Source organism: Balneola sp. EhC07 (genome assembly GCF_001650905.1).
Classification (GTDB): Bacteria; Bacteroidota; Rhodothermia; order Balneolales; family Balneolaceae; genus Balneola.
On record NZ_LXYG01000019.1, the window covers coordinates 157,312 to 169,432 of the forward strand.

9 protein-coding genes are annotated in these 12,121 nt (G+C 38.4%); 6 read left to right on the top strand and 3 right to left on the bottom strand.

What is annotated here, in order from left to right; translation table 11 throughout:
- The first annotated feature begins 116 nt into the window (after positions 1-116).
- A complete protein-coding gene (locus A8B79_RS13945; RefSeq protein WP_066223832.1) occupies positions 117-1,598 on the top strand; it encodes a sodium/proline symporter in 1,482 nt (493 codons plus the stop codon).
- Between the two features lie 22 nt (positions 1,599-1,620).
- On the opposite strand, the gene A8B79_RS13950 is transcribed toward A8B79_RS13945, so the two are convergent.
- Together A8B79_RS13950 and A8B79_RS13955 are read right to left on the bottom strand one after the other, a co-directional pair.
- On the bottom strand, positions 1,621-2,316 hold the full coding sequence (locus tag A8B79_RS13950; RefSeq protein ID WP_066223835.1) for a response regulator transcription factor: 696 nt from the start codon (positions 2,314-2,316) through the stop codon (positions 1,621-1,623).
- Positions 2,309-4,213 carry a sensor histidine kinase gene (locus tag A8B79_RS13955; protein WP_066223837.1) on the bottom strand — a complete coding sequence of 635 codons (1,905 nt, stop codon included), beginning with the start codon at positions 4,211-4,213 and terminating at the stop codon, positions 2,309-2,311. The genes A8B79_RS13950 and A8B79_RS13955 overlap by 8 nt, the downstream gene beginning before the upstream one ends.
- 143 nt (positions 4,214-4,356) lie before the next feature.
- Between A8B79_RS13955 and A8B79_RS13960 the strand changes: the two genes are divergently transcribed.
- The 5 genes from A8B79_RS13960 (at position 4,357) to A8B79_RS13980 (ending at position 10,455) form a co-directional block, all read left to right on the top strand.
- Positions 4,357-5,079 carry a hypothetical protein gene (locus A8B79_RS13960; RefSeq protein ID WP_066223839.1) on the top strand — a complete coding sequence of 241 codons (723 nt, stop codon included), beginning with the start codon at positions 4,357-4,359 and terminating at the stop codon, positions 5,077-5,079.
- Positions 5,072-6,571, top strand: a complete 1,500-nt coding sequence (locus A8B79_RS13965) for an NEW3 domain-containing protein (RefSeq protein WP_066223841.1) — start codon at positions 5,072-5,074, stop codon at positions 6,569-6,571. Before A8B79_RS13960 ends, A8B79_RS13965 begins: the two co-directional genes overlap by 8 nt.
- Before the next feature lie 120 nt (positions 6,572-6,691).
- On the top strand, positions 6,692-7,483 hold the full coding sequence (locus A8B79_RS13970) for an ABC transporter ATP-binding protein (protein ID WP_066224097.1): 792 nt from the start codon (positions 6,692-6,694) through the stop codon (positions 7,481-7,483).
- A 65-nt stretch (positions 7,484-7,548) separates the two neighbouring features.
- Positions 7,549-8,964, top strand: coding sequence for an ABC transporter permease (locus A8B79_RS13975; protein WP_066223843.1), 1,416 nt, complete (start codon positions 7,549-7,551; stop codon positions 8,962-8,964).
- A gap of 24 nt (positions 8,965-8,988) precedes the next feature.
- Positions 8,989-10,455, top strand: a complete 1,467-nt coding sequence (locus A8B79_RS13980; RefSeq protein ID WP_066223844.1) for an ABC transporter permease subunit — start codon at positions 8,989-8,991, stop codon at positions 10,453-10,455.
- Between the two features lie 28 nt (positions 10,456-10,483).
- On the opposite strand, the gene A8B79_RS13985 is transcribed toward A8B79_RS13980, so the two are convergent.
- Positions 10,484-11,980, bottom strand: a complete 1,497-nt coding sequence (locus tag A8B79_RS13985; RefSeq protein ID WP_066223846.1) for an esterase/lipase family protein — start codon at positions 11,978-11,980, stop codon at positions 10,484-10,486.
- Positions 11,981-12,121: the final 141 nt, after the last annotated feature.

Here is a 12,121-nt window from a genome sequence, read left to right on the forward strand (position 1 = left end):
CAGAAAAGCAAAATAGGATTTTGTACAAATTTGTAGTTTAGCTTTTATTCTATTATTTACTTCAATATTCAATCCACTTCTTGCTACGGATATTTCATAGCAACTAATTTTTTCGGATGGTCACTAAGTACATAATTCTGGGATTATATGGCCTTATTCTTGTATTGATAGGAGTTTTCGCTTCCAGAAAAGTTAAAACGCTAAGCGACTATTATGTTGGTGGAAAGAATATCGGGTTTTGGGCAGTAGCATTTTCAGCAAGAGCAACGGGTGAGTCGGGCTGGCTTCTGTTAGGATTGACCGGAATGGGAGCGGTTGCCGGCGTTTCTGCATATTGGGTTGTACTCGGGGAAGTTTTAGGAGTAGCCATTTCCTGGTTTTTCATGGCAAAACCATTTAAAAGATTAACTGATCAGTACAATTCAATAACCGTTCCTGATTTTCTTGAAAGCAGATTCAAACCAACATCAAATCTATTGAGGAGCATTGCGGCAACCGCTCTTTCTGTTTTTGTAATTATCTATGTAAGTGCTCAAATAGATACTACCGGAAAAGCATTCGAATCATTGCTTGATATGAACTACTTCATCGGTGCGTTGATTGGGTTCGTCATTGTAGTATCCTACATATTTATCGGTGGTTTTTTAGCTTCCGTCTGGTCTGATTTTTTCCAAGGTATCATGATGTTTTTCGGGCTAATTTTGCTGCCCGTTATTGCCTGGTTTATGATCGATAGCGGGGGCGAGTTCATTAGCGGTTTGAAGGCGATCGATCCCGGACTTCTAAGTATTTGGGGAACCAGCAGCGACCCATGGATCAATGTATTTACCATTTTAGGTTTTGCTATGATCGGACTTGGATTTTTAGGCTCTCCTCAGATCTACGTTCGGTTTATTTCAGTAAAAAATGAGTTGGAGATCAACAAAGGCCGATGGGTAGCCATTGGTTTTACATTGCTGACTGATGCTGCTGCGGTAACCATTGGACTCTTAGGAAGATATTTATTCACCGAAGCGGGACAAGATCCGGAAGCTATTTTAGGAACCGGAGCTGAAGATGTACTCATTGTTTTGGTAGAATATTTATTACCCCTCACCTTAGTTGGTGTTTACATCGCAATTGTATTATCTGCGATTATGTCTACTATTGATTCGCTTCTTGTTGTTGCTTCCAGTGCTATAACAAGAGATTTCTATCAAAAGATCTTTAACCCCGAATTAGCTGACGACAAATTATCCAGATTGTCAAAGATTGTGACATTAGTTATGGCTTTAATAGCACTGGGACTCTCTTTTTCCGTAGCTGTACTATCACCTGACAGAACCATTTTTTGGTTCGTAATTTTTGGATGGTCGGGAATTGCTGCTACTTTTTGTCCGGTAATTATCCTCTCTCTTTTCTGGAAAGCTTATTCTGAAAAAGGTGCTATTGCTTCCATGGTTACCGGATTTGCCTGCGTGCCGTTCTTTAAGTTTGTTGTGCAAGACATTGACAGCATTGGGATTTATTTCGAAAAACTGGATGTACTAGCTCCTTCTTTTCTTTTATCAATGATATCGGGATATGTTTTTACTAAGTTATATCCTGCAAAGGAATAGAATTTTTCGACACAAAGAAAAATTATCCGACAAACTTATATCCAAAGCCATGAACCGTAAGAATATGCTTTGGATAGCGGCTGTCATCTTCCAGCTTTTGTCTAAGCCATGCAATATGCACATCAACAGTTCTTGTAGAAGGGACCGCATCGTAGCCCCAAACCTCGTTCAATAATTGATCTCTCGAAAGAATTACTCCTTCGTTTTCTACCATAAATTTCAATAATTGAAATTCTTTAGATGAGAGGCTGATTGTTTCCCCTTCTTTCTTTACTTCTATACTTTGGAAATTGATCTCTATATCACCAAAACCAACAACTCCTGAATCCGAGTTTTTCTTTTCTGAAGTTTTCTTTCGTAACTGGACTTCAATTCTTGCCAGAAGCTCCATCATCTCAAAAGGTTTTTGCATGTAATCATTAGCGCCAAGCTTTAGTCCCACCACTTTATCAACCACTTGCCCTTTTGCAGTGAGCATAATAATCGGGGTTTCAACTCCCTGCTGACGCAGATCTCTGCATATATCCAATCCCCCTTTTTTTGGCAACATCAGATCCAGGATAATGAGATTTTGAGCTGACTTGAGAGCTTTTTCATATCCAACCTCTCCATCTTCAGCAACCTCAATTTCATATCGTTCTTCTTCTAACCGATCCCGAATAGTCATTACTAATCCGGGTTCGTCTTCAACCAGTAAAATTTTTGATATATTATTCATGACCTTTCACCGGTAACATAAGAATAAAAGTAGAGCCTTCTCCTTCTTTGCTTTTCAACCTGATTTCTCCTTTATGAGCATCAGCAACTTTCTTCACCAAACTCAGTCCAATTCCATTTCCTTTTACTTGGTTATCAACCGGTTTCTTACCTCTGAAAAAAGGCTTGAACACATTCTTTTGCTCCTCCAAAGGAATCCCCATGCCGTAATCCTGAACTATAAATGTTATTAAACCCTTTTCTGCAATTTCAGCTACAGCAAATCGGATTTTCTTACTCTCTCCACAAAACTTAATCGCATTACTCAGTAGATTTGAAATACTCAGATGTAAAGCGTCTCTGTCTGCACAAATAATAGATTTTGAAGCTGTAAATGAATACTCCAATTGGACACCTTCATCCTCCAAAACAGATCTATATTCGCTTAATATTTCATTCATCAGTTCTTCAACTTCAAATTCAGTAAAGCTATAGACTTTTTTACCTGCCTGAATTCCTGAAAATTCCATGATTTGATCAACCATATCGCTGAGCCTGCGACCTTCTTTCAACATCAACCGAGCATATTCTTTTTTACGCTCCTCTGATTGGACAACTCCTTCATTTAGGTTTTCTGCTGCGGAGCGTATAACGGTCAACGGTGTCCTGAGTTCATGAGAAACTCCGGCAACAAACAGCATTTGTTTTTCCGCGAGATCTTGTGAACGCTTTGAGTACAAAACAATCATTCCTACACAAAACCCTAGTATCAAAAGTATTCCAAAACTTATCGCAAGATTACGATTCTTAGCTTTAGTGACAAAAGTATCCAGAGACCCTTCCTTAAAGCTTAACCAAAACTGCCATCCCGCTATGCTTAAATCTGCCTCAAAAGAAGTGTTGATGGTAGTGTCTTTCTGAATTGTGAATACAGAATCACTTGCCCTTGTGTTAAATCTCACTTGAGAAGATTCTGCCATCATCTTGTAAGATTTTCTAGGACTTCCTCCGGTAATATTTATGCTTTGGATCTTTGAAGAAAGAGAATCTATACTTTTAAACAGACCTTCATTTGTGTTTAAGTTTGCCTGCGATTGGATTACAAATACGCTGGAAAAGTCAATGCTTCTCAGATCTTTTTTAAAGTCAGCTTCTTTAACACTTTCGTTTCCATTTGTTGAGAAATATACTTCCGTAGAGTCTGCTCTATTTTCTTTGATAATACTGATATGATATTGATCGGAGAAAGAATCAGAAAAATAGGTTCTGGCAATATCCGGAATCAGATTGTTCTTAATAACTGAATCATCTAATTGAAGTAATACAATATCATCACTTTGATCAATATTAAGATTTACTTTCAGATTTCGTCCCAGGCTTTCATTTTCAAGAGTAACTAGGTCCAGTAATTGTATCGGAACTCCTATAAAAGTAGGAGTTCCAAAATCCGGAGTGTTTAGTAAATTGAAACTACTGGTTCTGTGTTTGCCAATATCACTCTTTTTTGAAAGCCATTTATTTACTTCTCCTGAGCTTGATACTTCAATTAAACGCACCGGATCTATCTGAAATAGTTTAACAGTCGGGGTATCCGTGTGTGTATTTTGCACGAAATATACAGAGTCGATGAGTTGCGGATACTCTGTATTTGACAGCCAGTTTAAATAGGAACGCCCGATCATGGCATCTATATCTGAGTCAGTATTAGTTACCTGAATTTTAAACGCCTGATTTAAAGCACTAAAATCTTTATTAAGGTCTGATACAAAGTTTTCTGTTGAAGCTTCTAGGTTTTCTTCTAATCGTTTCTTTTCAGCATCACTCACACTCCCCAACCAATGATATTGCAACACCGCCAACGTAATGAGTGCCGCTATCATGATTCCCAGAAAACTATATATCGTCCATTTATTCTGCATATCAGAAATTAGGGGCTTTTGATGTCATTCGAAAAGATTTAACTCCGATTTAACATCCTTAACAAACATTTTGCGAGTGCTTAACAACTCATAGTGTTCAGTTTCGAATATTCCTCCCAACAAATCAAATAATGAAACTATCTATGAAAATAAAATCACTGATACCACTAATTACGATCATCATTACGCTGGGAGTTATCACTGCCAAAGCTCAGGAAACAAGAACCATGACTTTCGATGCTGCCACTTCTCTAATGCTTCAGGAATTTCAAGCCATGTTAGTAGAGGAAGATGGAGAAATTAAAGTTAGTGTCAGAATGGGTAACTCTGATGAACCCGGCGATAAACTTGAACAGGGAGATTTTGTGATAATGATGAATGGTAAAAGAACAAAAACTATTGCTGAGCTTCGGGAATTGTACGAGTCGTTGGCTAAAGATGAAGAAATAAAGATTGGAGTTCGTAGAGGGGAACAACGATTCATTTTAAGGAAAAAGAAAGGAGATGCTCCTGAGGGTGGACCCAGAATGGTTATGAGAATGGATATGGAAGGTGATGGAGAAAGACCTACTATAATTCCTGAATTGGGTCTTTTACTTTCTGATAACAATGATAATGTAACAATTCAGCGTGTCTTAGAACCATTGCTGCCTGAAGAATTTAAAGAGTTCGATCTATCAGGATTCAGCATTTCTTCTATCAATAATGAAAAACCTACTGATGCCGAAAATGCTAAGCTTTTGATCGATGCAGTTGAAAACGGATCTGATCTAGCCCTCGTTTTTTCCAAACCTGATGACGAGATCAGCATAACCATCAAAAAGCCAAAATCTAAGGGAAACTTCAATTTCAGTACTGATGGATAAATTCTTCTACATCTTATTGATAGCATTGGGAATTAGCTTGTTGATTCCGGAAAGTGTCACAGCTCAAACTCCTTTCCCGAATGCCCGGGATGATAGTTATCCTCTTTTGGGATTGAAGCGGGCAAAAAGTTCGTATGAACGTGCACTTAGTGAAATGAACCGAACTGAAGAGCTATTCAAAAAAGACCTGATTTCCAGAGAAGCTTTTGAACACGCAAAAAATTCGTTTCTGGATGCTGAAGTCAATTATCAGCAATCACTATTGGTACTGCTTTTTGAGCAACAGTTTGTAAGTATTGTTAATGCTGTAAAATCTCAGGAAGAAAACGGAAAGAAAAAAGTTAGAGTAACACTGGCTAATACTTCCGGGGCAACAGCAGAGTTTTCGCAAATTGTTGATATGGAAGATGAGTTGTTTCGATCTCTTCAACCTGATGTGATTCACAATGTGTATGTATCGCTTGGTAATGATGACGGAGCCATTATTAGCAGCCCTTATGAGATCAAACTTTCTGAACTGCGTTCCGGTAGTCCTACTACAGTTGAGTTTGAATTACTACAAGATGTAGACGAAGCTACAGTTAATATCATCTACGGAAACGGTTCATCCAGAAATCCGAAAGTATTTCTTCAAAAAGATGCGTCTGCTAATAAAGTACTGATACAGTCAGAGCGTTTTTCGCAGGAAATTGAACTTGGCAGCGACGCTACTTTCGGGCTTGGACTGGAATTATTCAGTGGTACAGATGATACCTATAAGCTTGAAGTTGTAAACCTTCCACAATCTGTAGCTCGCTATTTCAGCGAAGTTGGAGCACAAGGCAGAATCAGCCAGATCAAATTCACGGAAAGTAATAACACACGGCAAACCAACCTGAACATCTCGTTACCTGATCGTCCAACTGAAAACGTGATCATGGATCAACCCATAGACTTCTTTGTTATGGCGGTACCTCAGGATGAAGTTACTGAAGTGAATGATCGCAGAGGAGAAATCTGGAATGAAGAAGAAGTTAAAGCCTTGGATGTTGGCTATGTGAAACTGGAAATGATCCCTAAAGGAGTCGGAAAATTAGTGATAAAAGCACCACAGCTTTTTAATACTGCTGAAGAAGGACAACCTGTCAATTTCACTTTTACTGTAGTAAATGAAGGTTCCAGACGATTGGATAACATCGAATTTGAAATGGATGCTCCGTTTCAATGGGAAAAAGCGGTAGATCCCGTTATCATTTCAGAACTGGGTATACGGGAAGAGAAAACGGTAACACTCACACTCACTCCACCTAGTGATGTAAGCGTGGGCAAATATGAAACCAGGTTAAGATCAACGTCATTATCTGACAACCAACCTGTTAATGCCGAAGACAAAACATTCACCGTTCAAATAAATGCAGAAGCAAGCATTCTGGGCACTTCACTGATTCTCTTTCTCATCATTGGGTTAGTAGGTGGATTGGTGTTTTTTGGAATTAAGTTATCGAGGAAGTGATGAGAAACAAAGTTGAAATAAAAATCTAAATCAAAATTGCCTTCAGCTAACAGCATTCAGCTTTTGCAAGTCATTAACAAAAGCTGAATGCCGAATGCTGACAGCTCAAATCACAACACTATGGAAACTGCAAACGAAACAATCAAACAAGCTCCTTTACTGGAAGCCCGAAATCTTACCAAGGTCTATGAAGATGGCGTAAAAGCTTTGGATAATCTGAATATCAAGGTAATGCCGGGCGAAATTTATGCCATGCTGGGCGGGAACGGTGCCGGAAAAACAACTACCATCAATATTTTTCTGGATTTTATCCAGCCAACAAGTGGAAATGCGTTCATAAATGGGATTGATTCAAATTCAGATCCTTTGGAAGCAAAAAAGAACGTGGCTTTCGTTTCTGAAAACGTTCAACTCTATCCGAATTTTACTGCCTTGCAGAATATTGATTTCTTTGTTCGATTGGGTGGCAAGAGTAACTATAAAAGATCAGATTACGAAAATGCATTAACAAGAGTAGGTCTTCAAAGCGAAGCGTTTGATAAAAAACTGAGAGATTTCTCAAAAGGAATGCGCCAAAAATGCGGAATTGCTATCGCCATTCTGAAAAATGCACCTGCAATTTTATTGGATGAGCCTACATCAGGATTAGATCCAAAAGCCGGAAAAGAGTTCACAAAACTGATCGGTGAATTGAGAGATGAAGGAAAAGCAATTCTTATGAGTACGCACGACATCTTCAGAGCTAAAGAGATTTCTGATCATGTTGGGATTTTGAATAACGGGGAATTGGTTGCTCAACGAACGAACGCGGAGCTTAAAGGCGTAAATCTCGAACAACTATATGTTGAGTACATGGCCGGGTATATGGAAGAAACGAATCAAAACCTTGTATTAACGAATGATCTGAACTAAAAATATTAATCGTTATTTGTTGATGGCAGTTTATCCAATGAACAAATAACAAATCCCAAATAACAATGTTCAAACTAATATTTATAAAAGAACTCAAGGAAATTCTGCAGAGTAGTCGATTTACGATCAGTTTTGCAGTGTGTTCACTGTTGATCATTCTGTCTTTCTTTATGGGAGCGCAGAACTATCTATCAGGAAAAGCTCAGTATGAAGCAGCCAAACAAGAAAATTATAATCAGATCGCAGCTAATACTGAATGGATGAGTGTTAATCACAGTATCATGCTTCCACCCCAACCACTAATGGCTTTGGTTACCGGAATTTCGAATGATATTGGAAGAGATATTGAAGTGCGGGGCCGTGGAGAACTTTCTGCCCAAAACACACGATTCAATGACGAACCTATTTTTGCGATTTTCAGATTTATGGATCTTGAATTCATTTTTGGGGTGATCCTTTCACTGTTTGCGATCATTTTTGCTTATGATGCCATCAATGGTGAGAAGGTAAGTGGCACGCTAAAACTCTGTTTCTCCAATTCCGTTTCCAGAGCCTCCTTTATTGCAGGGAAACTGGCAGGGTCTTTTGTGGGGCTTTCCATTGCTCTCATTATTCCGCTCTTAATCGGATGTGCTTTGCTCCCGGTGCTCGGAGTAAATCTTTCGAGTGATGAATGGTTGAGATTGGGTATAATTCTGATTTCAGGACTTGCATATTTTGGGTTATTTCTGGCTTTGACCATTGGTATTTCCGCTATGACCAATAAACCATCAAATTCCTTTTTGATCGGTTTGGTAGTATGGATCTTTGCGGTGTTGATCACTCCAAGAGCTTCCGTTTTGATTTCAGGAAGAATGGTTGAAGTACCAAATGTTGACGAAATTACATCAGAGAAAAACAGATATCGATTTCAGTTATTTGCCGATGATCGCCCTAAGATGGCGGATTTCTCTGTTCCTGAAGGAACGGAACCTCACCTTGTAATGCAGGAGTTCTCAAAATTTATGAATGAGCTTTCTGAAGAACGTGCCAGAAAAACGGAAATATTTGAAGAGAAAATCAATGAGCAGTACATCAATAAAAAGAGGCAGCAAGAGCGTTTGGCGTTATCGCTATCAAGAATTTCTCCTACCTCGGTATTCAGCTTGGCAACAACTGAACTTGCAGGTACTTCTTTAGGACTTCAAAACAGATACATGGACTCTGCTCAGGACTATCAGCAAGTGTATAATGATTTTATGACTGAAAAAACCGGAAGCGGTGGAATGACAGGATTCAGGATGATTATACGATCAAGTGATGATTCCGGCGAAGAACCTGAAACTATTGATGCATCGGAACTACCGGAGTTTGAATTCCAAAAAGCAACTTTATCATCAGCGGCAAATAGGAGTTTAATCGATCTGGGACTGCTGATTCTTTTCAACGTCGTTTTCTTTGGAGGAGCTTTCTTCGCCTTCCTAAAATACGACCTACGTTAATTAAAACGATTCAAGGATTTTATCATGATTAAACTATTGATCGAAAAAGAACTAAAAAATATTCTTCTGAGCCCGAAATTTGCAGCTACTTTTCTGGTTTGTTCAATCTTAATTTTAACCAGTGTCTATATTGGGGTTCAGGAATATCATACAGCGGTTGCCCAATATGAGGCAAACCAGCAAATCGCTACTCAAGATATAGCACAAGCCACAAATTGGGGAAGCGTTCGAAACCAAGTACACAGAAAACCTAATCCCATGCAGGTTTTTGTATCCGGCTTACATTTTGATGTGGGACGCGTTTCCAGAATTTCAGGATCTCAGGATGTGAAACTCATTCGCAGTCCATATTCTGATGAGACACTTTTCGCATTATTCAGATTCATTGATCTTACATTTATTGTACAGGTTGTATTATCACTATTTGCCATTTTATTTACATACGATGCTATTAATGGTGAAAGAGAAAACGGAACACTGAAACTGGCTTTTGCTAATTCTGTTTCCAGAGCAAGCTACCTGATCTCCAAATTTGCAGGTGTTTGGATTGGGCTTATTGTCCCACTATTAATTCCAATTCTGATCGCTTTACTTGTTACAACGCTGATGGGAGTTCCAATTTCCGGCGGTGATTGGGCAAGCATTTCCGGTTTTATAGGGCTGTCCATTTTGTATGTTACCTTCTTTATTGGGATTGGATTATTAGTTTCCTCCATCACCAGAAAATCATCGTTATCATTTCTGCTTCTTTTAGTGATTTGGATCGGTGGAGTTCTGATCTTGCCAAGAATGAGTGTAATGGCTTCCGGTCAAATAGTGGAGGTAGAATCCATTGCCCAATTAGAAGCAAAACAAGAAGCCTACCAAAAAGCGCGGTGGGATGAATATTCTTCAACTATTTCTAAAACTTGGCGAGAAAGATCGCAGGAAATGGAAGGAATGGATGAAGCAGAACGCCAGGCTTATCGTGATGAAAGAGAGTGGGACTGGTTGGAAGAAGACGATGCCGCACGAAAGCAAGTTCAATTAGATATCACCGATAATAACAGAAAATTGATCGAAGAAACGATGAACCAGAAGAAGCTTCAGGAAAGGGTAGCATTCAGTTTGGCAAGGATCTCTCCTGCTTCTTCCTTTCGTTTAGCTGCAATGAATATTGCAGGAACCGATATCGATATGAAATCCAGATATGAAGAAAGTATGAGAGGTTATCGAGACGACTTCACAGCCTATACTCAAAAAAAGCAAGCAGAGTCGGGAACTCGAAACGGTTTCAACATTAATATAGATTCTGATTCGGGTGTAAAAATTGATTTTGGAAGAGATGATCAAACACTGGATACCAGCGAAATGCCTCAATATTCAGCACCTGTATTGACAGCCGGATCAACTCTCTCTAAAAGTGTCTTGGACTTTGGGCTTTTGGGGATCTTTATCATCCTTACTTTCGCAGGAACATTCGTTTCTTTTTTAAGATACGATATGAGGTAAATAAATTTAACGGAATGAGAGACTGCTTTTATGATTGCAGTTTGTCATTCCAATTTTCAATATTAATCCTCAGTTTACCTTTAAACCCTTTTTTTGAAGTTAACGGAACAAACATCCCTTTTTCACCTGTCTGGAATTCTTTTCCTCTTTTTTCTCCCCATTCTTCGTCAGTTAAAATATATCTTAGATTCCATCCGGTTTTACTCGATGTAGCTCTTACTGCCAGCTTTTGTCTGTAAATATTTTCTTCCGGAATCCTTTTATCAAAAAACAGTGCTTTTTCAATTCTATATTCCGTTGTCCGAACGGCAACATCTGCCGAAAATACCATTGTCTTACTTTTAGCCAAGGTGATTTTTTTTGTATCTAAAAAGACAGAAAATATTATCGGTGAGCGGGGTTTCTCCAAATTTAATTCCGCTGGCTTAAATAATTCATCGAATGTACGTAGTATAGCGGAATTAGTGCCTACACTCCTTTCCGATAGCTTGTACGTAAAAGCTCCTCTTGGCATTACAACAGATTCGAAATAATATGACACTCTGATCTCTTTTTTCGCTTCATATGCCTTTTTAACAGTTGGCGGTAATGGTAAGTTATCGACTTCAATTGTACCGGTAACTAAATTACTTCCAAATAGAAACCTTACTAAATTCTGATATCCTTCTTCTGAATTAACCAATCCATAATGTCCACTGTGGCTATGATATGTAAAAGCTCTTGGGGCATTCTTTACAGTGGCGTTCTTTATCTTTACTAATCCATCACTCATCGGTCCAACTGCATATCGCGCAGCGCTATAATCGCGATGATTTGTACCTACAAGACAAAAGAATTTCTTAGGATCGAATTTACCTTCCAATGAATTGACTTGACTCGAATTCCTGTCTAAATCTAAATACTTGGCAATATGCTTTCGATTAAAATTATTAATATCCCAAATACCTAAAAAAGAAGGGACGTTAATTCCTCTTAGTTCTATTCCATTATGAGGTGTTCCATAAGTAAACACTTTATCAACCAGTTTCTTCACTTCAGGAGTTGATATGCCATCATTTTGCAAAAAACAACGAGCAATGAGTCCCCCCATTGAATGAGCAACTAAATAGACTTTGAAATTTTTCTTTGCCTCTTCATTATCACCACAGACCTGATTTCTAACCTTTATGATCAATTCCTCCAATCCTTTTGCAGCTTCCGGAATGGATGCTGTTTGCCCTGTCCCTAGATCAGGATCAGCTTGCTCGTAATAGCGATAGATAATTATACTCTTATTAGGTATTGATCCTTCTTTATCTCTTCCGTTTATATAATAGTCTGTGTACCCATAATCTTTCATTAGCCTGATCAAAGGAGACTCAAAAATGTGCTTTGTGACCGAGCCATCCCATTCCTGCCTTATTTTTGTAGACCCAAGATTAAATCCCATATATGGTGTTGCTACGGTATCTTTTATTTCTTGTGATCTCATTGCATAACCGCGAATGTAAATAATAGGATGATAGGGATGAATTGAGTTTTTCATAACAATGCTCCATAATTTTTGTTATTTATCCATAAAAGCAAGATTAGTATAAGTATAGAACAAAAATTATTTCAAAATTCCTAAATACAAAAAAGCCCCACATTCCTGCAGGGCTTTTTAAGTGTTTAGTGTATCAACTAA

Excerpts from the sequence above, each read along its gene's own strand:
- A8B79_RS13945 (WP_066223832.1), top strand. The coding sequence starts at position 117 with ATGGTCACTAAGTACATAATTCTGGGATTATATGGCCTTATTCTTGTA.
- A8B79_RS13950 (WP_066223835.1), bottom strand. The coding sequence starts at position 2,316 with ATGAATAATATATCAAAAATTTTACTGGTTGAAGACGAACCCGGATTA.
- A8B79_RS13955 (WP_066223837.1), bottom strand. The coding sequence starts at position 4,213 with ATGCAGAATAAATGGACGATATATAGTTTTCTGGGAATCATGATAGCG.
- A8B79_RS13960 (WP_066223839.1), top strand. The coding sequence starts at position 4,357 with ATGAAAATAAAATCACTGATACCACTAATTACGATCATCATTACGCTG.
- A8B79_RS13965 (WP_066223841.1), top strand. The coding sequence starts at position 5,072 with ATGGATAAATTCTTCTACATCTTATTGATAGCATTGGGAATTAGCTTG.
- A8B79_RS13970 (WP_066224097.1), top strand. The coding sequence starts at position 6,692 with ATGGAAACTGCAAACGAAACAATCAAACAAGCTCCTTTACTGGAAGCC.
- A8B79_RS13975 (WP_066223843.1), top strand. The coding sequence starts at position 7,549 with ATGTTCAAACTAATATTTATAAAAGAACTCAAGGAAATTCTGCAGAGT.
- A8B79_RS13980 (WP_066223844.1), top strand. The coding sequence starts at position 8,989 with ATGATTAAACTATTGATCGAAAAAGAACTAAAAAATATTCTTCTGAGC.
- A8B79_RS13985 (WP_066223846.1), bottom strand. The coding sequence starts at position 11,980 with ATGAAAAACTCAATTCATCCCTATCATCCTATTATTTACATTCGCGGT.